The organism is Pseudomonas sp. B21-031, assembly GCF_024748985.1.
In the GTDB taxonomy this organism is placed as follows: domain Bacteria; phylum Pseudomonadota; class Gammaproteobacteria; order Pseudomonadales; family Pseudomonadaceae; genus Aquipseudomonas; species Aquipseudomonas kermanshahensis.
In genome coordinates this window covers 3,795,416-3,816,950 of the sequence record NZ_CP087181.1, presented here as the reverse complement: position 1 = coordinate 3,816,950, position 21,535 = coordinate 3,795,416, and the positions used below count along the sequence as shown (strand labels likewise).

General features: G+C 60.9%; 25 protein-coding genes and 2 tRNA genes. 13 read left to right on the top strand and 14 right to left on the bottom strand.

The genetic code is table 11. The annotated features are described in order from the left end of the window. Positions 1-7 precede the first annotated feature (7 nt). The 3 genes from LOY53_RS16995 to LOY53_RS16985 all read right to left on the bottom strand — a co-directional run bounded on the left by LOY53_RS16995 (position 8) and on the right by LOY53_RS16985 (position 2,350). Entirely contained in the window at positions 8-1,075 is a 1,068-nt protein-coding gene (locus tag LOY53_RS16995; RefSeq protein WP_252825010.1) for a phosphotransferase family protein, read from the bottom strand. Between the two features lie 189 nt (positions 1,076-1,264). Next, the gene (locus LOY53_RS16990) at positions 1,265-1,582 is read right to left on the bottom strand and encodes an SCP2 sterol-binding domain-containing protein (protein WP_085273065.1); all 318 of its coding nucleotides are present in this window, start codon (positions 1,580-1,582) and stop codon (positions 1,265-1,267) included. Positions 1,583-1,636: 54 nt separating this feature from the next. Then, a complete protein-coding gene (locus LOY53_RS16985) occupies positions 1,637-2,350 on the bottom strand; it encodes a histidine phosphatase family protein (RefSeq protein ID WP_252825009.1) in 714 nt (237 codons plus the stop codon). A 198-nt stretch (positions 2,351-2,548) separates the two neighbouring features. On the opposite strand from LOY53_RS16985, the gene sohB reads away from it, so the two are divergent. From sohB to LOY53_RS16970, 3 genes are all read left to right on the top strand, one after another. After that, positions 2,549-3,568 carry a protease SohB gene (sohB, locus tag LOY53_RS16980; protein WP_085273210.1) on the top strand — a complete coding sequence of 340 codons (1,020 nt, stop codon included), beginning with the start codon at positions 2,549-2,551 and terminating at the stop codon, positions 3,566-3,568. A gap of 153 nt (positions 3,569-3,721) precedes the next feature. Beyond that, a tRNA-Cys gene (locus tag LOY53_RS16975) sits at positions 3,722-3,795 on the top strand. A 445-nt stretch (positions 3,796-4,240) separates the two neighbouring features. Then, positions 4,241-4,465: a hypothetical protein gene (locus tag LOY53_RS16970; protein ID WP_027592688.1), complete on the top strand. Its 225-nt coding sequence runs from the start codon at positions 4,241-4,243 to the stop codon at positions 4,463-4,465. Positions 4,466-4,800: 335 nt separating this feature from the next. Here the strand turns inward: LOY53_RS16970 and LOY53_RS16965 are convergent, their stop codons facing one another. Continuing rightward, positions 4,801-5,052, bottom strand: coding sequence for a hypothetical protein (locus LOY53_RS16965; RefSeq protein WP_252825008.1), 252 nt, complete (start codon positions 5,050-5,052; stop codon positions 4,801-4,803). 370 nt (positions 5,053-5,422) lie between these two features. Here LOY53_RS16965 and LOY53_RS16960 point away from each other — a divergent pair, with 370 nt between their 5' ends. Both LOY53_RS16960 and LOY53_RS16955 read left to right on the top strand, forming a co-directional pair. Then, complete coding sequence (locus LOY53_RS16960) at positions 5,423-6,670, top strand: IS256 family transposase (protein ID WP_252823597.1); 1,248 nt, start codon at positions 5,423-5,425, stop codon at positions 6,668-6,670. Positions 6,671-7,003: 333 nt separating this feature from the next. After that, a complete protein-coding gene (locus LOY53_RS16955) occupies positions 7,004-7,201 on the top strand; it encodes a hypothetical protein (protein WP_252825007.1) in 198 nt (65 codons plus the stop codon). 1 nt (position 7,202) lies between these two features. On the opposite strand, the gene LOY53_RS16950 is transcribed toward LOY53_RS16955, so the two are convergent. After that, on the bottom strand, positions 7,203-7,616 hold the full coding sequence (locus LOY53_RS16950) for a DoxX family protein (protein ID WP_099454684.1): 414 nt from the start codon (positions 7,614-7,616) through the stop codon (positions 7,203-7,205). A gap of 104 nt (positions 7,617-7,720) precedes the next feature. Next, positions 7,721-7,805 (bottom strand) — tRNA-Leu (locus LOY53_RS16945). Between the two features lie 276 nt (positions 7,806-8,081). Here LOY53_RS16945 and LOY53_RS16940 point away from each other — a divergent pair. The 3 genes from LOY53_RS16940 to LOY53_RS16930 are packed head-to-tail and all read left to right on the top strand — an operon-like array spanning position 8,082 to position 11,057. Then, positions 8,082-9,218: a nitrogen regulation protein NR(II) gene (locus tag LOY53_RS16940; protein WP_258703030.1), complete on the top strand. Its 1,137-nt coding sequence runs from the start codon at positions 8,082-8,084 to the stop codon at positions 9,216-9,218. 28 nt (positions 9,219-9,246) lie between these two features. Further along, entirely contained in the window at positions 9,247-10,692 is a 1,446-nt protein-coding gene (locus tag LOY53_RS16935; protein WP_252825005.1) for an ATPase domain-containing protein, read from the top strand. 11 nt (positions 10,693-10,703) lie between these two features. Continuing rightward, entirely contained in the window at positions 10,704-11,057 is a 354-nt protein-coding gene (locus LOY53_RS16930; protein ID WP_252825003.1) for a response regulator, read from the top strand. A gap of 46 nt (positions 11,058-11,103) precedes the next feature. On the opposite strand, the gene csrA is transcribed toward LOY53_RS16930, so the two are convergent. The 8 genes from csrA to LOY53_RS16890 form a co-directional block, all read right to left on the bottom strand. Further along, positions 11,104-11,301: a carbon storage regulator CsrA gene (csrA, locus tag LOY53_RS16925; RefSeq protein WP_023381281.1), complete on the bottom strand. Its 198-nt coding sequence runs from the start codon at positions 11,299-11,301 to the stop codon at positions 11,104-11,106. A gap of 253 nt (positions 11,302-11,554) precedes the next feature. Next, positions 11,555-12,577 carry a DNA topoisomerase IB gene (locus tag LOY53_RS16920; protein ID WP_252825001.1) on the bottom strand — a complete coding sequence of 341 codons (1,023 nt, stop codon included), beginning with the start codon at positions 12,575-12,577 and terminating at the stop codon, positions 11,555-11,557. Positions 12,578-12,634: 57 nt separating this feature from the next. Next, the gene (gene modC / locus LOY53_RS16915; protein WP_252824999.1) at positions 12,635-13,726 is read right to left on the bottom strand and encodes a molybdenum ABC transporter ATP-binding protein; all 1,092 of its coding nucleotides are present in this window, start codon (positions 13,724-13,726) and stop codon (positions 12,635-12,637) included. A gap of 1 nt (position 13,727) precedes the next feature. Further along, the gene (modB, locus tag LOY53_RS16910) at positions 13,728-14,408 is read right to left on the bottom strand and encodes a molybdate ABC transporter permease subunit (protein ID WP_027592679.1); all 681 of its coding nucleotides are present in this window, start codon (positions 14,406-14,408) and stop codon (positions 13,728-13,730) included. Next, entirely contained in the window at positions 14,408-15,166 is a 759-nt protein-coding gene (gene modA, locus LOY53_RS16905; protein WP_258703028.1) for a molybdate ABC transporter substrate-binding protein, read from the bottom strand. Before modA ends, modB begins: the two co-directional genes overlap by 1 nt. A gap of 106 nt (positions 15,167-15,272) precedes the next feature. After that, positions 15,273-16,349 carry a nitronate monooxygenase family protein gene (locus LOY53_RS16900; protein ID WP_258703027.1) on the bottom strand — a complete coding sequence of 359 codons (1,077 nt, stop codon included), beginning with the start codon at positions 16,347-16,349 and terminating at the stop codon, positions 15,273-15,275. 51 nt (positions 16,350-16,400) lie between these two features. Beyond that, a complete protein-coding gene (locus LOY53_RS16895; protein WP_099428851.1) occupies positions 16,401-16,571 on the bottom strand; it encodes a hypothetical protein in 171 nt (56 codons plus the stop codon). Between the two features lie 7 nt (positions 16,572-16,578). Then, entirely contained in the window at positions 16,579-16,881 is a 303-nt protein-coding gene (locus LOY53_RS16890; RefSeq protein WP_027592676.1) for a DUF1883 domain-containing protein, read from the bottom strand. Between the two features lie 160 nt (positions 16,882-17,041). Between LOY53_RS16890 and LOY53_RS16885 the strand changes: the two genes are divergently transcribed. From LOY53_RS16885 to galU, 5 genes are all read left to right on the top strand, one after another. Continuing rightward, entirely contained in the window at positions 17,042-17,401 is a 360-nt protein-coding gene (locus LOY53_RS16885) for a hypothetical protein (protein WP_027592675.1), read from the top strand. Positions 17,402-17,546: 145 nt separating this feature from the next. Continuing rightward, positions 17,547-18,197 carry a cytochrome c gene (locus tag LOY53_RS16880; RefSeq protein WP_186681141.1) on the top strand — a complete coding sequence of 217 codons (651 nt, stop codon included), beginning with the start codon at positions 17,547-17,549 and terminating at the stop codon, positions 18,195-18,197. Further along, on the top strand, positions 18,194-19,108 hold the full coding sequence (locus LOY53_RS16875; RefSeq protein ID WP_252824994.1) for a c-type cytochrome: 915 nt from the start codon (positions 18,194-18,196) through the stop codon (positions 19,106-19,108). Before LOY53_RS16880 ends, LOY53_RS16875 begins: the two co-directional genes overlap by 4 nt. A 147-nt stretch (positions 19,109-19,255) precedes the next feature. Beyond that, positions 19,256-20,617 carry a UDP-glucose/GDP-mannose dehydrogenase family protein gene (locus tag LOY53_RS16870; protein WP_258703026.1) on the top strand — a complete coding sequence of 454 codons (1,362 nt, stop codon included), beginning with the start codon at positions 19,256-19,258 and terminating at the stop codon, positions 20,615-20,617. 47 nt (positions 20,618-20,664) lie between these two features. Then, positions 20,665-21,504, top strand: coding sequence for a UTP--glucose-1-phosphate uridylyltransferase GalU (gene galU, locus LOY53_RS16865; RefSeq protein WP_099454672.1), 840 nt, complete (start codon positions 20,665-20,667; stop codon positions 21,502-21,504). Positions 21,505-21,535: the final 31 nt, after the last annotated feature.

Below are 21,535 nucleotides of genomic sequence, written 5' to 3'. Positions count from 1 at the left end.
TCTGTCGTCAGAGCGTGGAGGTGCGGGTCACCTGCAAGGCCATCTGCTCCAGCAGCCGGTTCATGTGGATGAACTGAGCGAAGCGTTTGTCCTGGGTTTGGCCGTGGTAGTAGCGGTAGTAGATCTGCTGGACGATGCCGGCGAGGCGGAACAGGCCATAGCAATAGTAGTAATCGAAGTTGTCGAGGCGAATGCCGGCGCGCTCGGCGTAGTAGTCGACGAACTGCCGGCGGGTGAGCATGCCGGGCGCGTTACTGGGTTGGCGGCGCATCAGTTGCACGGGCGCCGGGTCTGCTGCCTCGATCCAGTAGGCCAGGCTGTTGCCCAGGTCCATCAGTGGGTCACCGAGGGTGGCCATCTCCCAATCCAGCACACCGATGATGCGCATCGGGTTGTCGGCATCGAGTATCACGTTATCGAAGCGGTAGTCGTTGTGAACGATGCCGGGGCGTGGGTGGTCGGCGGGCATCTTGTCGTGCAACCAGGCGATAACATGCTCCCAGCGCGGGGCATCGTCGGTGATGGCTTTTGCGTAGCGGCTGGTCCACCCCTCGATCTGGCGTTGCACGTAGCCTTCCGGCTTGCCCAGGTCGGCCAGGCCGCAGGCTTGGTAGTCGACCTGATGCAGCTCGACCAGGCGGTCGATGAAGCTTTTGCACAAGGCTTCGGTGCTGGCTGCGTCGAGCTTGAATTCAGCCGGGATGTCCGAACGCAGGATGATGCCGTTGACCCGCTCCATCACATAGAACTCGCCGCCGATCAGGGTTTCGTCGGTGCAGTGCACGTACGCCTTAGGGCAGTAAGGGAAGCCGCTGTTGAGCTGATTAAGGATGCGAAATTCACGGCCCATGTCGTGGGCCGACTTGGCCTTCTGCCCGAACGGCGGGCGGCGCAGTACGAACTCTCGGCCGGGGTAGGTGACCAGGTAGGTGAGGTTGGAGGCGCCGCCGGGGAACTGGCTGATGCTCGGCAAGCCTTCGAGGCCGGGAATATGGGCCTTGAGATAAGGGTCGATGACGGCCGCGTCGAGTTCTTCGCCGGGGCGGACCTGGGTGGACTGATCGGTGAGCGTCATGCGTTTTCCTTATTTTCGTTCGCAACAACTATTGGCTAATCTAATGGCCTGCCGGCGTTGGAACAAGCGTGCCAGCCGTCATATAGGTGAGGGTGTTGCTGATGGATCAATCGCCTTGATGTGATCGGGCAAAAAAAAAACCGAAGCCGGTCAGGCTTCGGTTTTTTGATCAATCGGCGTGCCCAACACTCAGGACGGGAACAGCTCGCTGAGCTTCATCGACAGCATCATGTCGCCCTCGACGCGCAGCTTGCCGCCCATGAAGGCCTGCATGCCGTCGGTCTCGCCACTGACGATACCCTTGAGGGTCTCGCTGTCCAGCACCAGGGTGCAGTTGGCGTCTGGGTTTTCGCCTTCTTGGATGTCACACGTACCGTCCTTGATGATCAGGGCGTACTTTTTGTCTTCGTCGGTGATGTCGAAGCCGAACACCAGGTCCAGGCCGGCAGCGGCAGCTGGATTGAACTTTGCTTTCATCGCTTCGACGGCTTTAGCTACATCGCTCATGGCGTAATCCTTATTAAGTTATATTCGCGTCCGCAGGGACACAACAAGCCGGGCTCATCGGTAGGTGACAAGCTCCGGCGCCCTCAACAGCTGCACGTGGGCTTGGCTGTTGAAGGAGGCCAGTGCCACGTCGCGGCCCCGAAACTTCAGTTGGCTGAGCGACGTGTTGATGATCTGCCAGTTCAGCGCGAAGGCTTGTCTGGGGGTAATGCCGGTAACCAGATGGAGCAGGGCCGCAATGGTGCCGCCCGAGGTGAAGATGGCGATATTGTCGCCACTGCCCGCGCCTTCGAGCACACGTTGCAGGCCACGCTGGACGCGCGCGGTGAAGGCCTGCCAGGTCTCCAGGCCATCGTCGGCAGGATGATCGCCCGCGTGCCAGCGCTGCACCATCAGCGCGAACAGGCGCTGGAATTCGCTGCGGTGCTGCGCGCCATTGCGCAGGATGTGCAGTGCATCGGGTTCTTGCGCCAGCAGGCCGGGCAGCAGGACGCGGATCACGCCATCGGCATCGAACTCATTGAACGCCGCATCGGTCTCAACAGCCGGAGCCGGGCAGCCTGTGGCGTGCAAGGCCTCCAGCGCCAGGCGTGCGGTGTCCTGCTGGCGGCGCAGGCCGCCGGCCACGCAACGATCCAGCTGCACGCCGAGCAGGGCCAGGTGTTCACCCAGGGCTTGGCTCTGACGCACACCGATGGTCGAGAGGACGTCGTAGTCTTCGGCACCGAAGGAGGCTTGGCCATGTCGGATCAGGTAGAGGTTGCCCACGGAGGTGTCCGGCCTGTTGGAGGTTGCTGCGAGGTTAGGATGTGCCACACAGGCTGTCAACGAAAAAACATACAAGCGTTTGAAAAGGTTGTTTGAACTGTGTTGCCAGCGTTTACACCGGCTGGCAGCGCCTCAGGCGCACCGGTATGCTTGCAGCAGTTACGCGCCGAACTGGCGCTGGTCTATGAAGGAGTCAACGTGGAGTTTCTTGCCGAATACGCAAGCTTTCTCGCCAAAACTGCCACCTTGGTGATTGCCATCCTGGTAGTGCTGTCGGCCATCGCCGGTTTGCGCGGTAAAGGGCGGCGCAAACCGGGCGGGCAATTGCAGGTCACCCGCCTCAACGAGTTCTATAAAGAGCTGCGTGAGCGCCTGGAGTCGGGCCTGCTCGACAAGGCCCAGCTCAAGGCCCTGCGCAAGCAGCAGGCCAAGGCGGAAAAACAGCAGAAAAAAGGCAAGGCCGAAGAAAAGGGCCGAGTTTTCGTGCTCGATTTTGATGGCGATATCAAAGCTTCGGCCACTGAGAGCCTGCGCAACGAAATCACCGCGCTGCTGACCCTCGCCACCCCGCAGGACGAAGTGGTGCTGCGCCTCGAGAGTGGCGGTGGTCTGGTACACAGCTACGGCCTGGCGGCTTCGCAGCTGGCGCGTATTCGCCAGGCGGGCATCCCACTGACCGTGTGCATCGACAAGGTGGCGGCCAGCGGCGGTTACATGATGGCCTGCATTGGCGAGAAGATCGTCAGCGCGCCATTTGCCGTGCTGGGTTCGATTGGTGTGGTGGCGCAACTGCCTAACGTCAATCGCCTGTTGAAGAAGCACGACATCGATTTCGAAGTGCTCACGGCGGGTGAATACAAACGCACCCTCACCGTGTTCGGCGAAAACACCGAAAAGGGCAGGGAGAAATTCCAGGAAGACCTGGACATCACCCACCAGCTGTTCAAGGACTTTGTCTCGCGCTATCGCCCGCAGTTGCACATCGACGAAGTGGCCACCGGCGAAGTCTGGCTGGGCGTGGCGGCTCTCAACCGCAAGCTGGTTGACGAGCTGCAGACCAGCGACGAGTACCTCAGCGACCGCGCCCGCAACGCCAACCTGTTCCACCTGCACTATGCCGAACGCAAGAGCCTGCAGGAGCGTATCGGCATGGCTGCCAGCGGCACGGTGGAGAACACCGTGGTGGGGCTTTGGAGCAAACTCGGCCGCTTGCGCTAACACCTTGAACCCCTTGAAATTTTTTTATGTTCAGGGGGTTGCAAGGTTCGATGATTGAAGACATAATGGCGCCCATCGAAACGCAGCGAACTTTGAAAAAGGTTCAGTGTTTCAAGGAGATAGCAAAGCGTAAGCAGCTAGATCCGACTTTGAGGCCGAGTAGCAAAGTGGTTATGCTCCGGATTGCAAATCCGTCTACGCCGGTTCGATTCCGACCTCGGCCTCCATTATTCGAAAGCCCCGCAGATTAACGTCTGCGGGGTTTTTCTTTGTGGGGCGGAAAATACATAAGCCCCTTGAGGCGTGACGCCTAAGCTCAGCACGTGTTGCGCTTTTCCGTTTTTAGCGACAGGGTTATTTTTCAAGGTGTACCGACTGTTGCGATTCACAAAAAAGAAACTCTCCAGAGCGCTGCGAAAATGGTTCGTCTACCTCGCTATTGCAGGTGTTGCGGGCCATTCCAGCCGAGTGTTCGACCACCTTTCTCTGTGGAAACCCTGGCGTTTAGCTAAGGGCGTTGCTGCATACCTCATTGCCTTTTGATGACGTTTTATACTCAAAGGGCTACTGCAGCATGAAGCGGTGGGCCAGGGTGGAAATTTATAAGTAGCGCTTCCGACCCTGGAGGAGTATTGATGGCTTCCCGGCGCAATGTCGGAGGGAGTCACCTTAATGGATCGCAAGCCAAGCAATCAGGAAGTCGCTGTGGCGATCGGCATTAGCGAAGCGGAAGTCATCCGATACAGAAGCGAGACGTTATTGCTCGGTGATGGGTCATGGCTCATCCACTTCACATTCTTGATGCCCAAAGAGCTTCGGTTCGGCCTGACCGGGAGCTTTACCCACATCTTGAAAGCGGCGCCGCCGGCCGGTGACCGGCGAGTGGAGGCCCTGTAACGGCCGCACGGGTGGCAAGGGCAGGGGATTTCGCCCATTCTGTGGCCGATGCAGCGTATAGTGACAGACGAGTTGCTGCATTTCAGTGACTCCTCTATCGAGGTTCAGTCATGAATGCCTCCCATCAGTCCCCCACGCACAAAGCCCACTTGCGGCTAGATGAGCAGATCAAAGTATTTCTCTCAAAAGGCGGAGCCATCCAGGAAGTGGCGTCTGGCATTGGTGCATCCGATCGTGTTGGCCCCAAGCTGCCATCGGCGAGGTGGCCCAGCTCCAAAGTCGTCAGATAAGGCGAATGGGGTCGCACAGCGACCCCAATGACGGCTGAAGAAGCGTTATTGAGGTGGGTAGCGTGCCAAGTCCGCTTCCAGCTTTTCAGCGTCGCCTACCCGCTTGCGCACTTCGGCGTAAAACTGCTGGCTTTGGTTCTGAAACCGAATGTAGTCGCGGTCGCACGCTTCTTGCGCGGCCGTGAGTTCGTGGCCGGCAAGCCCCTTGATGGATTGGCGTGACAGCATGTAGGCCTGCCAGCAGTTCTCTACTTTGAGCAACCCGCGAGCGAAGGCTTTTGTCTCGATTGTCGCCATTGGAGCACCCTCTTTGCGCCGAAAATCGGCACGTCGGTGTGGATCGCCAGAGCGACGATGGGCAATGTGTGGAAAAGCCGAATACCCGAGTATCGGATAGTGGAGCTTAGTGCGTTTTGAAGGGGGCGCTCGTAGGTCAGCGTCGGACGAGGCAGACAAAGAAAAGCCCGCCTACAAGGGGCGGGCTAAAAGAACGTACGGAGCAAGGCCAGTGTGCCGCCCCTATTGTCGGTAATACGTGAAGCGGGGGTCATTAGGCTGTCGTTTTGGTGTGGGTAGGGTTCAATTTTGGGTGGGCTGCGAAGTGTAAGGCGTAGGGGGGGTGTCAGAAATTTTGTGTTCGGGCATAACATGAGTAAGAGGTGCATGTATGCCAACCAAAAAGAAACCCCTTCGTGACCTACCAAAAATCCCCAAGGAGCTGCTCGAACAGTTCGGTGAGGGGCTGATGACCGCAGAGGCTATCGAAGACGCTTCTGCGGCCTTCAAGAAGGCCTTGATCGAGCGAGCATTGAGTGCCGAGCTCGGTCACCACCTGGGGTATCCGCCGGGCGCGCAGCGCCCAGAGGATGAAACCAACCAGCGCAATGGCAAAACGGGCAAGACGGTTTTGACGGGGGATGGCCCGCTGCGGCTGGAGATTCCCCGTGATCGGGATGGCAGTTTTGCCCCCATTCTGATCCCCAAGCATGAGCGGCGTTACACCGGTTTTGATGACAAGATCATCGCCATGTATGCCCGAGGCATGACCGTTCGAGAAATCCGCGCTTTCCTCTCTGAGCAATACGGGACGGACGTTTCCCATGACTTCATCAGCTCAGTCACGGACGAGGTGATGGAGGAAATTGGTGCGTGGCAACAGCGACCGCTTGAGCCGATGTACCCAGTCATTTTCTTCGATGCGCTGCGGGTCAAGATCCGAGAAGAAGGCCTTGTCCGCAACAAGGCGATTTACTTGGCGCTGGGTGTTTTACCCGATGGAACGCGCGATATTCTTGGTATCTGGATCGAAAACACCGAGGGTGCGAAGTTCTGGATGAAGGTCTTCAACGACCTCAAGACCCGCGGCGTAGAGGACGTGCTGATCGCCGTGACCGACGGTCTCAAAGGCATGCCAGAGGCGCTAAGCGCAGTATTTCCGGGAACAACGCTGCAAACATGCATCGTCCACTTGATCCGCAACAGCCTCGATTACGCGGCGTGGGACAAGCGCCGTGAGCTGGCCAAGGCGCTAAAACCGATCTATCAGGCCATCAACGCAGAAGCGGCTGAGGAAGCACTGGATGCCTTTGAAAATGGCCCTTGGGGTAAGCAATACCCAACGGTGGTGGCGGCCTGGAGACGAGCCTGGGATCGAGTGATTCCATTCTTTGTCTTCCCGCCTGCCATTCGAAAAGTGATCTATACGACCAACGCTATCGAAAGCATCAACGCTCAGCTACGCAAGATCATCAAGACCCGAGGCCACTTCCCGACGGATGACGCAGCGACCAAGCTGATCTGGCTTGGGCTGCGTAACATCACGGCAAACTGGGGATCGGCGGCTCATGACTGGAAGAGTGCGATGAATCAATTTGCGATTCTGTACGGAGATCGATTTATCAGGCCGACCTGGTAAAAGCATGGCCTGCCTGACGGCAGGCCGTTATCGGCCCGCACACAAAAAAACTGACACTCTCGGCGTAGGAGCTTCTGCGCTTATAAGATCGAGCGCCGCCCGCGCGGCGCTCGATCTCAAAGGCGCTAGAACTCTCAAGCCAGGCCCTTCGCCCCACTATCAAAAATCACCACCCCAAAAAAAGCCCGCCATGAACAGGCGGGCAAATAACGTTTGAAGGGAGAGCCTGCAGGTTGCGCCCACTCCGTTAACTCAGCATTAAGCCGCAACCCATTGACCTCGCCCCCTGTTCAGCCTATACAGGCCTCCCGCCACTCCAGGAGCCCGCCCCGCATGCGCGACGAAGACGATCTGCACGAGCCCGAGCATGATCACCTGCTCGACCACGAATTCCTTTACGACGGCATCGACCCCGAGGCAGACGCCCAAGGCGCAGAAGACCCTGTCGAGGAAGATGAGGAAGCGCTGGATGACCTCGATGACGAGGAGCGTGATCACCCAGCCTGGTTCGACGACTGCGAAGACGCGTGAGTCAGCGACGGTCCAGCGAGAAGCGGCCGGGGCCACTCACGGCCAGCAACAGCAAGCCGCCGATGATGCTCAGGTTTTTCAGGAACTGGGTCATGTTGGCGCTGCGCTCGGGGTCGACCATGTTCCAGAACGGGTGGCCGATCAATGCGGTGCCCAGCACGAACAGTGCAAACAGGAAGGCCAGCGGGCGCGTGTAGAACCCCAGAATCAGCACGATGCCGACGAAAAACTCCATGATCACCGCAACGGCCGCGGCAACTGTAGGGGCGGGGGCGCCGAGAGAGGTCATGTAGCTGACCGTGCCTTCAAAGCCGGTCAATTTGGCCCACCCGGACACAACAAACAGAATCATCAGCAGAATGCGGGCAACCAGGATGATGAAGTCGCGTTGACCATCGAACAGGGAGTAGCGCATGGCGGCATACCAGTGGACGGGGACAAGCTCCACTCTAGCAGTTGCACCGGGGATTTCCGCTGGGCAGCAAAAAGGCGCCACCAGGGCGCCTTTTCGAAGGAATTTGGTGCGAGTGGCGGGACTCGAACCCGCAAGGCTCACGCCGACAGATTTTAAGTCTGCTGTGTATACCAATTCCACCACACTCGCACTTGAATGGGCCTTGACGACCGGCGGGCTTCTAAGCAGATGCATCTAAGTAGAAAGCGCCTTGCATTCAAGCGCGCTTTATAACCCATTGTTATAGTTGAGTCAACTCCAGCACCTATTATCAAGGTGAAGTTGGCCCTCACCGCAGGCAGCAGGATTCGCCTCGGTGCCTGTACTCGTCGATCGATAACACTGACAATCAGTTGCCACGGGGGCGGCTGCAGAGGACACTCCTGATTAAACCCAATTCCTCCCCGCTGTGCCTGTGGAGTCTGCATGGTTTCAGCTGACTGTCTCGAACACCCTGTCATGCCCGCGCACCGCTATGAACAGCTGGTTCAATCGGTGGTTGACTACGCCATCTACATGCTCGACCCGACGGGGCATGTGGTGTCGTGGAACGCTGGCGCCGAACGCATCAAGGGCTACCGGGCCGATGAAGTGATCGGCCAGCATTTCTCGTTGTTCTTCACCCCCCAGGATTGCGCGCAAGGGCGCCCCGAGCGCTTGCTGCGCCAGGCGCTCGAGCAAGGCGTGGCGCAGGATGAGGGGTGGCGCGTACGCAAGGACGGCTCGCAATTCTGGGCGCTGGCCGCGCTGGATGTGATTCGCGATGACCTCGGGCAGATCATTGGCCTGGCCAAGGTCACCCGAGACATTACCGACCGGCGCGAATCGGCACTGCAGCTCGACGCTGTGCGTGCGCAGCTGTTCCAGGCGCAGAAGCTCGAAGCGCTCGGCCAGCTGACCGGTGGGCTGGCGCATGATTTCAACAACATGCTCACGATCATCCTGAGTTCCGCCCGGCTGGCCCTGACCTCCCACGACCCGGCGCGCGTCCAGCGCCTGTTGCATCACATCCTCGAGGCCGGCGAGCGGGGCACCGAGCTGACCCAGCAACTGCTCAGCTTTGCCCGCCACCGTAAACTGGCTGTCGCGCGCATCGCGCCCCTGGAATTGATCGCTGCCACGCGTGGCTTGCTCGAGCATTCGCTGACAAGTGAAATAGACCTGCAACACCATTTGCCCGCGAGTCTGCCCGCCATCGAAGTGGATGCCGGGCAGTTGCAGATGGTGCTGCTCAATTTGCTGTTCAACGCCCGTGACGCCATTGAGGGTAAAGGCAGCATTGGCCTGGCGGTCGATGTTGTCGAACTGGTTGGGGATGTGGAAGGGTTGCGGGGCCGTTATGTGTGCTTCGAGGTGCAGGACAGCGGCAGCGGGATTGCTCCTGACGTACTGCCACGTATCTTCGAGCCGTTTTTCACCACCAAGGCCTTCGGCAAGGGCACCGGCCTTGGCCTCAGCCAGGTCTATGGCTTTGCCAAGCAGAGCAATGGCGCCATCAGCGTCGACAGCGTGCCTGGCCAAGGCACGTGCATGCGTCTCTATTTGCCCGCGTGTGACCCATAAGCGGATCGCCAACCTACAGGTACACACCATGGCACAAGCACTCAAGCGGCTGGTGACGGGGATCGAAGGGCTCGATGCCCTGCTCAAGGGCGGGCTGGTCGCGGGCGCGTCCTACATTATTCAAGGCCCGCCTGGGGCGGGCAAAACCATACTCGCCAATCAGTTGGCCTGTGGCCACGTACAGGGTGGCGGCAGGGTGTTGGTGGCGACGTTGCTCAGTGAATCGCACGAGCGGCTGTTCCAATACCTTGGGACGCTGGCGTTTTTTGATCCGACCCTGGTGGGCGACCAGATCCAGTTTGTCAGTGCCTTCGATACCCTGGAGCAGGAAGGGCTCGATGCCGTGGTCAAGCTGCTGCGCCAGGAAATCAACCGGCAGCAGGCCAGCCTGCTGATCGTCGATGGGGTGCTCAATGCCCGCGTGCGCGCCGAAACGACCCTGGACACCAAGAAATTCGTGTCAGAACTGCAAGGCCACGCCGCTTTTGCCGGCTGCACCCTGCTGTTGTTGACCAGCGCCCGGCTGGACGAGGGTAGCCCGGAGCACACCATGGTCGATGGTGTGCTCGAACTGGGCGAGCAACTGGTGGGCAGCCGTGCCGTGCGCCATATTCAACTGCGCAAGACGCGTGGCAGCGCAGCCCTGTCGGGGCGCCATGAATGCTTGATCGATGAAGCGGGCATGCATGTTTTTCCACGTCTGGAATCGCTGTTCAGCCACCCCAGCCACCTGGGCAACGCCAGCCTGAGCCGTGTTTCTTCGGGCATTCCGAGCCTGGATGAAATGCTCGACGGCGGGCTGGCCACAGGCTCGGTCAGCCTGATCATGGGGCCCTCCGGTATCGGCAAGACGTCCCTGGGCCTGGCCTTCCTTAGCGCGTGCACGAAAGAAGCCCCTGGTGTGCATTTCGGCTTCTACGAAACGCCCGAACGCCTGCGCCTCAAGGCGGCATCGCTGGGCTACGATTTTGCCGCACTGGAGCGCGAAGGTGCGCTGCAGCTGTGCTGGCAGCCCACCACGGAGGGTTTGCTGGACCAGGTTGGTGCGCGCTTATTGGCGCGTGTAGAGGCCCAAGGCAGCAAGCGTGTGGTGATCGACAGCCTGGGCGCTTTCAGTCGTTTGGCAGTTGACCCGGCGCGGCTCAACGCTTTTTTCCGCGCCTTGACCGGCGAATTGCGGGCGAGAGACGTCAGTGTGCTGCTGACCTGGGAGATGCGTGACATGTTCGGGTCGGAAATCATGGCCCCGGCACCGGATTTGTCGAGCATCGTCGACAACTTGATGCTGATGCGCTTCGTCGAACTGGATTCCCAGCTGCGGCGCATGCTGTCGATTCTCAAGGTGCGTGACAGCCACCATGATCCCGCGCTGCACGAGCTGTTGCTCGGCCCGCAGGGCATTACTTTGCGCAAGGCCTTCGAGGGTGCCAGCGGCGTGCTCTCGGGGACGCCGGTGCAGCAAGGCGGCGGGTGACGGGACGGCTGATGAACACCATTCTGATTGTCGATGACGAATACCTGATCGCCGACATCCTCGGCTTTGCCCTGGAGGATGAAGGTTATCTGGTGGAAAAGGCGAGCAATGGCCTGAGGGCGCTGGAAGCACTGAAGGAAAAACGCGTCGAACTGGTGATCACCGACTACATGATGCCATTGCTCAATGGTGAAGAGCTGGCACGCAGGATGCGCGATGAGCTGCAGCTCAGCGACTTGCCGGTCATCCTCATGAGCGGCGCGCAGGCCAGCCAAGGATGCCCGGAGCTGTTCGCCGCGGTGTTTGACAAGCCCTTCGATATGGACAGGATGATCGCCAAGGTGCGCGAACTGCTGGGCACCTGAGGCGCAGGTCGATCAAGCGCGTCCGTGCGGCTTGAGGCAGGGCCGCTCAGTGCGAGTCGTCGTGCTTTTCCGGGGCTGGGTTGCCAGCTTGGATACGCTTGAAGATCTCTTCGCGGTGCACCTGAACATCTTTCGGTGCATCGATGCCAATCCTCACCTGCATCCCTTTGACGCCCAGAATGGTGACTTTGATGTCATCGTTGATGACGATGCTTTCGCCAACCTTACGGGTGAGTATCAGCATGTAGTTCTCCTTGGTAATGTTGAAATCCGTCGGGCTAATTGCCGCGGCGGTGGGAGCCAGTCCCTCTTCCTTCTCATTAAAGACGCTTTCGGCGGATAGGAATTCCCCGACAGACAAATTCTGTTGCGTATCTTCAGGTGCAGGCGCCGGTAACTGCCGCAAGCGGTGTCCCGGCGAAGGTGCTCGGTGGCAAGAATAGGGGGGTTCAGCTCGGATGGGAAATTTCTCTGCATCATGGCCTAAATAGACAGTGTCAATGATCGTCCTGTTCCTCCAACGCCTGCAGAAATAACAATAGCGCCACTTCCTCTGGGTCCAGGCCTTTGCGATTACGTTTGCGTGGCAAGCTGGCCAGGCGGCCGAGGGCAAAGTGTTCGAGCACGGCCGGGTGGATGTAGCAGCGCCGGCACACCGCCGGGGTATTGCCCAAGCGCGTGGCGACCTGCTTGACGATGGCAGCGACCTGGCGTTTCGCTTCAGTTTCCGGCTCCCAGGCCAGCGGCCTGAGCAGGTTCAGCGCAAGGCTGCTGCCGGCCCAGGTGCGGTAGTCTTTGGCGGTGAAGTCAGCGCCAGTGAGCGCCTGCAAGAACTGGTTGATATCGCTGGAACCGATGCTGTGGCGTTGGCCCTCTTCGTCGAGGTACTGGAACAGCGCCTGGCCCGGCAGCTCCATGCAGCGCTTGAGTAGGTTGGCCAGGCGCCGGTCGTGCAAGGTGACATCGTGCTCGACGCCACGCTTGCCGCGGAACTGGAAGCGGATGGTGCCGCCTTGCACCTTGACGTGACGGTTGCGCAGCGTGGTCAGCCCGTATGACTGGTTGTCGCGCAGGTAACGCTGGTTGCCAATACGGATCAGGGTGTGATCCAGCAGGCTGACGACCAGTGCCATCACCTTTTCCCGGTCCAGGCCCGGGCGGGCCAGGTGGGCCTCCAGTTGCGAGCGCAATTTTGGCAGTGCCTGGGCAAACGCCAACATGCGTCCATATTTGTGCTGATCGCGCAGTTCGCGCCATTGTTCGTGGTAGCGGTACTGCTTGCGGCCACGGGCGTCGCGTCCGGTGGCTTGCAGATGACCTTGCGGGTCGGCGCAGATCCACACATCGCTGTAGGCCGGGGGGATCACCAGTGCGGCAATGCGTGCGAGGGTGTCGGCGTCGCGAACCCGCTGCCCCTCGGTGTCCAAGTAGATGAAGCGGTCGCGCCAGCGCCGTCGGCTCAGGCCAGGTTGGCTGTCGTCAACGTAATGCAGGGTGCGGGGCAGGGGGCAGTCGAGCATTGGCGGCAGGCCTCGATCAGGTCTCTGAACAATGGACAACGGCCGCGTCAGGGTTGCTCAGCCCAATAAAGCCACCGACTTGATCTGGGCGATAAGGGCCTGGCCTGGGTGCAGGCCGAGCTGATCTGCCGAGAAGCGGGTGATGCGCGCGAGCAAGGCATTGCCCCCGGCATCCAGGCTCACCAGCACATGGGCCGGGTTGTCTGCCGGGCGGCTTTCACGCACCTGTACCGGTAACCGGTTGAGAATGCTGGAGGCGCTGTCCGCCGTCAGGGCCAGGCTCACGTCGCGTGCCTGCACCTTTACCCGCAGGGTGCTGCCCATGACGTGGGCGGGGTGGGCAATGCGCAGTATCGGCGCGCCGCTGCCGGGCAGGCGCAGGTCGAGCAGGTCGTAATGGGGGTCATGCCCGACTACCAAGCCTTCGAACACGACGCCGGCATCTTCGCCCTGGGCCAGCGACAGGTCCAGGCGTGCAAGCGTTTCGCCTATCGGGCCGCTGGCCACGGCCTGGCCTTGCTCCAGCAACACCAGGTGGTCGGCAAGGCGCGCTACTTCGTCCTGGGCATGGCTGACATACACCAGCGGGATATCCAGCTCGTCATGCAGGCGCTCCAGGTACGGCAGGATTTCGCGCTTGCGCGGCCCATCGAGGGCAGCCAACGGCTCGTCCATCAACAATAGCCGTGGGCTGCTCAGCAGCGCGCGGGCGATACCGACCCGCTGCGCCTCACCGCCGGACAACGTAGCGGGCCGACGTGCAAGCAGGTGGCCGATGCCCAGCAACTGGCAGGCCTGTTCGAGGCTGACCTTGCGCTCGGTTGGTGCGACCCGGCGCCAGCCAAACTCCAGGTTGCCGCGCACCGACAAGTGCGGGAACAGGCTGGCTTCTTGGAATACATAGCCCACCGGGCGCAGGTGAGGTGCTTGAAAATAGCCGCGGCTGCTGTCTTCCCAGACCTCGCCATTGACTTCGATGTAGGCGCTGGCGGCGCGCTCCAGCCCTGCCAGGCAGCGCAGGCAGGAGGTTTTGCCAGACCCGGAATGGCCGAACAGCGCGCTGATCCCGCGCCCTGGCAGTTGCAGGTCGACATCCAGGGTAAAGTCGTCGCGCGCCAGCTTCAGGCGCGCCACAATCGATGCAGTCATTTCAGCTCCAGCCAGCTTTGCCGCGGCGCCCAGCGTACAGTAGGAGCAGCACCAGGAACGAGAACACCAGCATGGCACCGGCCAGCCAGTGGGCTTGCGCATACTCCATGGCCTCGACGTGATCGAAGATCTGCACCGAGACCACACGGGTTTTGTCGGGGATGTTGCCACCGATCATCAGCACCACGCCGAACTCGCCCACGGTATGGGCAAAGCCCAGAATGCTGGCGGTGATGAACCCGGGGCGGGCCAGCGGCAGTACCACATGGACGAAGGTGTCCCATGGGCTGGCGCGCAGGGTGGCAGCGACTTCCAGCGGCCGTTGGCCGATCGCGCCAAAGGCGTTTTGCAAGGGCTGCACCACGAAGGGCATGGAGTAAATCACCGAGCCGATCACTAACCCGCTGAAGCTGAATACCACGCTGCCCAGGCCCAATGCCTGGGTGGCCTGGCCAAGCCAGCCATGGGGCCCGAGGGCGATCAGCAGGTAAAAGCCGATGACCGTCGGTGGTAGCACCAGCGGCAGGGCCACCACCGCGCCCACCGGCCCGCGCAGCCAAGAGCGCGTGCGCGCCAGCCACCAGGCGATGGGCGTGCCGACGATCAGCAGGATCAAGGTGGTCAGGCTGGCCAGTTTGATGGTCAGCCAGATGGCACCCAGGTCACTGGCGTCCAGTGGCATCAGAGCTCATAACCGTAGGATTTGATTACCGCGGCGGCTTTCGGGCCTTTCAGGTACTCGACCAGCGCCTTGGCAGCGGCACTGTCCTTACCTTTGTTAAGGATCACGGCGTCCTGGCGGATCGGGTCGTGCAGGTTGGATGGCACGATCCAGGCCGAGCCGCTGGTGACTTTGCCGTCCTTGTAGATCTGCGACAGCGCGACGAAGCCCAGTTCGGCATTGCCGGTGGACACGAACTGGAAGGCTTGGGTGATGTTCTGCCCTTCGACGATCTTCCCCTGGGTGGCCTCGGTCAGTTTCAGCTTGTCGATCACCTGGGTCGCGGCCAGGCCGTAGGGGGCGGCTTTAGGGTTGGCAATGGACAGGTGCTTGTACGTGTTCTGCTTCAGCACGTCTCCCTTGGCATCCACGTACCCTTCCTTCGCCGACCACAGGGCCAGGGTGCCGATGGCGTAGGTGAAACGCGAACCTGGGACGATTTCCTTTTCCTGCTCGAGCTTGGCTGGGGTGCTGTCGTCGGCGGCGAGGAACACTTCGAACGGTGCGCCATTCTTGATCTGGGCGTAGAACTGCCCGGTAGCACCATAGGCGGCGACCAGCGTGTGGCCGGTGTCCTTTTCAAAGTCTTTGGCAATGGCCTGGATGGGGGCTGTGAAGTTCGCTGCGACCGCGACCTGGACTTCGTCGGCCCAGGCAGTGTTCAGGCAGATCAGGCTGGCCAGGGCAGTGGCGGCCAGGTGGAGTGGGCGGATACGCATGAAGACAGCTCCTAGGGTTATCGTTATAGCGTGAACTATATAGCGATAGGCCATTGGCCGGGAAGGGGGCTGGACGACGACGGCGGTAATGGCCTGCAAGTGCTGTTCAGCGCGATAGCGTTTGCAGTGCCTTGCTAGCAATTTCCTGGGTCAGCTCAGCTGCCGGCATGTGCCTGCCCAAGCGCAGCGCCTGGCCCGACCACAGGTTGCTGAAGTCGCTGTTGCCTTGCGGGTCGGTGATTGCACGCAGTGGCATCAATGCGCCACCCGCCAGCGGGAAGCGCGGTGCCAGGTCGCTCATCGGCCCTAGTTCACGCATGATGCGGTTGTTGATGCCCCGCGCCGGGCGGCCGGTGAACAGGTTGGTCAGGGCCGTGTCGCTGGCGGGCGCGGTGTCCAGCGCGCGGCGGTGGGCCGCAGACACCTTGGCTTCGGGGCAGAACAGGTAGGCCGTGCCGATCTGCACGGCCGAAGCGCCCAAGGCAAGGGCCGCGACCAGGCCACGGTGGTCGGCGATGCCCCCGGCCGCAATCACAGGCAGCGTGACCGCGTCGACGATCTGCGGCACCAGGGCGAAGGTGCCAATCTGGCTGCTGATGTCTTCGCTGAGGAACATGCCGCGATGGCCACCCGCTTCATAGCCCATGGCGATGATCGCGTCGCAGCCGTTACGCTCCAGCCACAGCGCTTCTTCCACCGTGGTAGCACTGGACAGCACCTTGGCACCACTGGCCTTGACCCGTTGCAGCAGGTGGGGCTCGGGCAGGCCAAAGTGAAAGCTCACCACTTCAGGGCGCAACTGCTCGACCAACTGGCAGCTTTGCTCATCGAACGGCGCGCGGTTGGAGATCGGGGTAGGGGCGTCGAAATCGGCACCCACCTCGTTGTAGTAAGGCTTGAGTGCCTGCTTCCAGCGCGTCTCGCGGATCGCGTCGGGCGGTGGTGGTTGGTGGCAGAAGAAGTTCAGGTTCAGCGGCCGGGCAGGGCAGGCGGCGCGGAACGCTTCGATCTCATCACGTAGCTGGTCACTGCTCAACATGGCGCAGGGCAGTGCGCCAAGGCCGCCCGCAGCGCCCACGGCAATGGCCATGGCCGAGCCCGTCGCACCTGCCATCGGTGCCTGCAGAATAGGCACTTCAATGCCCAGCAGATCGAGGATACGGCGGTCGGGCCAAGGGCTCATGCGGCTCTCCTTGCGGGCGGTGTGATCGGTGCGGCAGTAACTGCGGGGCGTTTACAGGGCCTTGCTGACCTGGATGTCGCTGATCTTTTCGGCGTCATCGCCGTGGATCTTGCGCAGCGCTTGCAGCGCCTGCTCCTGGGAGGCATCGGTCATGAGTGCGAAATCCCAACGGCGCTCGCCGTCGAGTTTGTATTTGATGACGTACTTGATGGTCTGGGTCATGGCGGTCTTATCTGAGTTTCGACGACGAGCGACGGATGATCTTGATCTTGTGGGTCAAGGTCGGCTTGCGCGTTACCGAGATCGGGCGCGTGGTCACGGTATCGAGGGTGATGTTCCAGAAACCGGTACTTGGAACGGTGATCTTGGCCGGGAACTTGTCGAAGGCACCACCATGGTAGGTGTGTCGACCGCCATTTTTGAAGCTGCGGAAGTTGGCGTCGTTCATCAGGCGGATGTTGCAGCGCTGGGAACACTCGATGACGACGATATCGTCCTCGTTGAGGTGCTCGCGCTGGTGTACGAATTTCATGTGATGCTCCGCAAGGTTTGGATCTGCAAAGGCGAAAGATACCACGATGTCACGCTAAGCTGCCGCGCTCGATGGCCAGGCGCAGATAATTCTGCCAAAGCAGGGAGCAAACAGGCCTGGCTGTGGTCGAACTGGATTCTTGATGGCAGAGGTGCTGCAAATGAAGTGGATGGTGGCGGCGTTGTTCCTGGGGCTTGGGGGCTGTGTCAGCGTTTCGGAGCTTGAACAGTCACATGAAACGCTGGATGTGATGTCTGGCAAGACACCGCGTGAATACGCCGATTGCGTCAAGCAGAAGCTGGCCGATACCCGTGATCCGTTGGTCGAGGAGCAACGCGGTGATGGCTTGCGCCTGATCGTCCCGCAAAAGCTCACGGCCGGGGCTGGGCCGGCGGCACTGGTCGATATCGACTCGCGTGGCAGCGGCAGCAGCATCAAATTGCATGAACGGTTGAACAACTTCCCGTTGCGCCTGGGTGATGTGCGCACCGCAGCGACGCAGTGCATTTCTGGCCATTGATCTGGCGCAACGGATGCGCGGTTAAAAGGCCAATAGCTGTCACCTGGTAGGTGTTGGCGTTGTTGCGACTTGCCCTACGGGTCTAGTATCCATTTGCTTATGTTTTTTAAGCCTAAGCTTATAACAAAAGAAATGGAGATTCGTGATGACCCCGTTGAGTCGAGTCGTGATCGGCAGCCTGCTGATCCTGGCCTGGCCCACGGCGCATGCCGCCGATGGCCAGAAGATCTTCACCCAGGGCGGGGCGAACCCCGCCGCCATGGCCTGTATAGGTTGCCATGGCCCAGACGGCAAGGGCATTGCCGCTGCCGGGTTCCCTCGCTTGGCCGGCCTGCCGGCCGGTTACCTCAGCAAGCAATTGCAGGATTGGCGCAATGGCACCCGCAAGCAGCCGGTTATGGAGCCGCTTGCCAAGGCCCTGAGCGACGACGAAATCAAAGCCGTCAGTGCCTACCTGGCCAGCCTCCCGGCTGAGCCAGCAGCCGATCTGCGCCGCCAGCAGATAGCCGATGACCCCACCACGCGCCTGGCACTGTATGGCGACTGGGGGCGGCAGATTCCGGGGTGTGTGCAATGCCACGGCCCAGGCGGCAGCGGCGTGGGTGAGCATTTCCCACCGCTTGCAGGCCAGCCTGCGGCTTACCTGGTAGCCCAACTGAATGCCTGGCGCGACGGCAGCCGCAGCAATGACCCCAACCAACTGATGGTCGGCGTGGCCAAGGCCATGACCGATGACGAGGTCAAGGCGATTGCCGCGTTCTTCGCCCGTCCCGCCCACCCGGAGGTCACGCCATGAAGCCGATGATTCCAGCCGTGCTGCTGCTGGCCATGGGCAGTGCCCAGGCAGCCCCGATCGCCATGGAAGACCAGTCGCAGTTGAAAGTGCCGGGCGTGCAGGCCGCACCGCAGTTCGTCCCGCCAGCCGAGAGCGAGTTGCCGGACAATGCCTTTGGCAAGATGGTCCGCCAGGGCCATGCGCTGTTTGTCGATACCCGGCGGCTGATGCCGGAAGCCGTCGGCAACGGCATGAATTGCAGCAACTGCCACCTTGATCAGGGGCGTCTGGCCCACTCCGCGCCGATGTGGGGTGCGTATCCGATGTACCCGGCGTATCGCAAGAAAAACGACAAGGTCAACACCTATGCCGAGCGCATTCAGGGGTGTTTCCAGTTCAGCATGAATGGCAAACCACCGGCGGCAGACAGCCCGCAGATGACGGCGTTGTCGGTGTATGCCTACTGGTTGTCGACCAAGGCGCCGACAGGCGTGGAGATCGCCGGGCGCGGCTACCCGGATGTCCCTCAGCCCAAGGGTGGCTACGACTTCAAGCGTGGCCAGCAGGTCTACCGTGACCAGTGTGCGATTTGCCACGGCGACAATGGGGAAGGGCAGCAGGTGGCCGGCGAGTATGTGATGCCGCCGCTGTGGGGCAAGGATTCCTACAACTGGGGGGCCGGGATGCACCGTATCAACACGGCGGCGTCCTTCATCAAATACAACATGCCGCTGGGCAGGCCTGGCAGCCTCAGCGATGAACAGGCCTGGGATGTGGCGGCATGGATCAACCGCCATGAGCGGCCGCAGGACCCCCGGTTGGTGGAGGGCTCTATTGAGAAGACGCGGCTGAAGTTTCATGCCAATGACGGGGTGAACCTGTATGGGCAGAAGGTCGAGGGGGTGCTGATCGGGCAGGGAACCGGTAGCTGATAGGGTTGATGTGCTGGCGTCTTCGCGGACAAGTCGGACCGCGAAGAGGCCAGTACAGGCAACAACCGTTTTTTGTCATCTACCCGTCACCGCCCTGCAACCACTGCCGGGTTGCAATGGCCGCCATCATCCTCAAGGAGCGCGGCCATGGAACTCTGTGTGATCGGGGCGGGGTATGTCGGTTTGGTGACGGCGGCCTGTTTTGCCGAAATGGGCAATCGCGTGGTCTGCCTGGAACGCGACCCGCAACGCCTGATGCAACTGCGCCAAGGCCACTGCCCGATCCACGAGCCAGGCCTGCAGGCGCTGTTGCACAGCGGCATGCAGGCGGGCCGGCTGGCCTTTAGCGATGACTGGCAGCAGGCCCTGGCCGGCGCCGAGGTGGTGTTCATCGCGGTCGGCACACCGAGCCAGGAAGACGGCTCAGCCGACCTGCAGCATGTGCTGGCCGTGGCCGACAGCCTGGGGCGACACCTGACCCACCCGTGCCTGGTGGTGAACAAGTCGACTGTTCCCGTAGGCACCGCAGAACGCGTAGCTCGGCACATTGCGCTTGGCCTGCGCGAGCGTGGCGCAGGCTTCGTTGTCGAGGTGGCGAGCAACCCCGAGTTTCTCAAGGAGGGTAGCGCCCTCGAAGACTTCATGCGCCCGGACCGCATCATTATCGGCACCGACAGCGCAGCCGCCAGCCAGTGCCTGCAGCGGCTGTATGCGCCGTTTGTGCGTAACCGTGAACGCATTCTGTTGATGGCGCCGCGCGCCGCCGAATTCAGCAAATACGCCGCCAATGCCTTTCTGGCCACCAAGATCTCCTTCATCAACGAGCTGGCCGGGCTTTGTGCGCAGTTGGACGTGGATATCGAGCAGGTGCGACGAGGCATTGGCAGCGACCGGCGCATCGGCAGCCATTTCATCTATGCCGGGTGTGGTTATGGCGGCTCGTGCTTCCCCAAGGATGTCCGGGCGCTGATCCGCACCGCCGAGCAGCTTGGCTACCCGGCGGGTATCCTGCAGGCGGTGCAAGCCCGCAACGAAGTGCAGAAGACCTTATTGTTCAAAGCGCTGCACCAGCATTTTGGCGGCTTCATGCGTGGGCGTAGCGTGGCGCTGTGGGGGTTGGCGTTCAAACCCGGTACCGACGACCTGCGCGAGGCGCCCAGCCTGGTGCTGATCGACGCCTTGCTGGCGGCTGGGGCGCGGGTACAGGCCTGCGACCCGGTGGCGCTGGGCGGCATGGCAGGGCGCTACCCGCACGCCTTGGCCACGGGCCAACTGCGCTTGAGCGAAGACCCTTACGCCTGCGTCGAAGGTGCGGACGCCCTGGTACTGGTGACCGAATGGAAGCAGTTCAGGCAGCCGGATTTCGTGCGGGTGCGGGGGCTTATGCGCATGCCAGTGGTATTCGATGGTCGCAATATTTACGATGCTCAGGAACTATCTACACTGGGTTATCTCTATCATGGCATCGGTCGGCCTCAGGTGGGGCATTGTAAGGTGACTGCCGCCTGATTAGACTGCGCCGAATTCCACAGGCCTAGCCTTCGTTAAGGACGTATATGATCAAAAAATGCTTGTTCCCGGCCGCCGGCTACGGCACCCGCTTCCTGCCCGCTACCAAAGCCATGCCCAAGGAAATGCTGCCGGTGGTCAACAAGCCGCTGATCCAGTATGGCGTTGAAGAAGCGCTGGATGCCGGGCTGAACGAGATCTCCATCGTGACTGGCCGTGGCAAGCGTGCCCTGGAAGACCACTTCGACATCAGCTACGAGCTGGAAAACCAGATCAAGGGCACCGATAAGGAAAAATACCTGGTCGGCATCCGTCGTCTGCTCAACGAGTGCTCTTTCTCCTACACCCGTCAGACCGAAATGAAGGGCCTGGGCCACGCGATCCTCACCGGCCGCCCGCTGATCGGCGACGAACCGTTCGCCGTCGTCCTGGCCGACGACCTGTGCGTCAACCCGGAAGGTGACGGTGTACTGACCCAGATGGTCAAACTGTTCAAGCAGTACCGCTGCTCGATCGTTGCCATCCAGGAAGTCGACCCGCAGGAAACCAACAAGTACGGTGTGATCGCCGGCGAAATGATCCGCGACGACATCTTCCGCGTCACTGACATGGTCGAAAAACCGGCCCCTGAAGACGCGCCATCGAACCTGGCGATCATTGGTCGCTACATCCTGACCCCGGATATCTTCGATATCATCGCCAACACCAAGCCGGGCAAAGGTGGTGAAATCCAGATCACCGACGCCCTGCTGCAGCAGGCCAAAGATGGCTGTGTGATTGCCTACAAGTTCAAGGGCCAGCGTTTCGACTGCGGTGGCGCCGAAGGCTACATCGACGCAACCAACTTCTGCTTCGAGAACTACTACAAGACTGGCAAGGCTTACTGATAAGCCTGGCAGGTCTGAGAGCCACCCTTCG

Coding starts and splice junctions, on each gene's coding strand:
- LOY53_RS16995 (WP_252825010.1), bottom strand. CDS start 1,075: ATGACGCTCACCGATCAGTCCACCCAGGTCCGCCCCGGCGAAGAACTC.
- LOY53_RS16990 (WP_085273065.1), bottom strand. CDS start 1,582: ATGAGCGATGTAGCTAAAGCCGTCGAAGCGATGAAAGCAAAGTTCAAT.
- LOY53_RS16970 (WP_027592688.1), top strand. CDS start 4,241: ATGGATCGCAAGCCAAGCAATCAGGAAGTCGCTGTGGCGATCGGCATT.
- LOY53_RS16965 (WP_252825008.1), bottom strand. CDS start 5,052: ATGGCGACAATCGAGACAAAAGCCTTCGCTCGCGGGTTGCTCAAAGTA.
- LOY53_RS16960 (WP_252823597.1), top strand. CDS start 5,423: ATGCCAACCAAAAAGAAACCCCTTCGTGACCTACCAAAAATCCCCAAG.
- LOY53_RS16955 (WP_252825007.1), top strand. CDS start 7,004: ATGCGCGACGAAGACGATCTGCACGAGCCCGAGCATGATCACCTGCTC.
- LOY53_RS16950 (WP_099454684.1), bottom strand. CDS start 7,616: ATGCGCTACTCCCTGTTCGATGGTCAACGCGACTTCATCATCCTGGTT.
- LOY53_RS16940 (WP_258703030.1), top strand. CDS start 8,082: ATGGTTTCAGCTGACTGTCTCGAACACCCTGTCATGCCCGCGCACCGC.
- LOY53_RS16935 (WP_252825005.1), top strand. CDS start 9,247: ATGGCACAAGCACTCAAGCGGCTGGTGACGGGGATCGAAGGGCTCGAT.
- LOY53_RS16930 (WP_252825003.1), top strand. CDS start 10,704: ATGAACACCATTCTGATTGTCGATGACGAATACCTGATCGCCGACATC.
- csrA (WP_023381281.1), bottom strand. CDS start 11,301: ATGCTGATACTCACCCGTAAGGTTGGCGAAAGCATCGTCATCAACGAT.
- LOY53_RS16920 (WP_252825001.1), bottom strand. CDS start 12,577: ATGCTCGACTGCCCCCTGCCCCGCACCCTGCATTACGTTGACGACAGC.
- modC (WP_252824999.1), bottom strand. CDS start 13,726: ATGACTGCATCGATTGTGGCGCGCCTGAAGCTGGCGCGCGACGACTTT.
- modB (WP_027592679.1), bottom strand. CDS start 14,408: ATGCCACTGGACGCCAGTGACCTGGGTGCCATCTGGCTGACCATCAAA.
- modA (WP_258703028.1), bottom strand. CDS start 15,166: ATGCGTATCCGCCCACTCCACCTGGCCGCCACTGCCCTGGCCAGCCTG.
- LOY53_RS16900 (WP_258703027.1), bottom strand. CDS start 16,349: ATGAGCCCTTGGCCCGACCGCCGTATCCTCGATCTGCTGGGCATTGAA.
- LOY53_RS16895 (WP_099428851.1), bottom strand. CDS start 16,571: ATGACCCAGACCATCAAGTACGTCATCAAATACAAACTCGACGGCGAG.
- LOY53_RS16890 (WP_027592676.1), bottom strand. CDS start 16,881: ATGAAATTCGTACACCAGCGCGAGCACCTCAACGAGGACGATATCGTC.
- LOY53_RS16885 (WP_027592675.1), top strand. CDS start 17,042: ATGAAGTGGATGGTGGCGGCGTTGTTCCTGGGGCTTGGGGGCTGTGTC.
- LOY53_RS16880 (WP_186681141.1), top strand. CDS start 17,547: ATGACCCCGTTGAGTCGAGTCGTGATCGGCAGCCTGCTGATCCTGGCC.
- LOY53_RS16875 (WP_252824994.1), top strand. CDS start 18,194: ATGAAGCCGATGATTCCAGCCGTGCTGCTGCTGGCCATGGGCAGTGCC.
- LOY53_RS16870 (WP_258703026.1), top strand. CDS start 19,256: ATGGAACTCTGTGTGATCGGGGCGGGGTATGTCGGTTTGGTGACGGCG.
- galU (WP_099454672.1), top strand. CDS start 20,665: ATGATCAAAAAATGCTTGTTCCCGGCCGCCGGCTACGGCACCCGCTTC.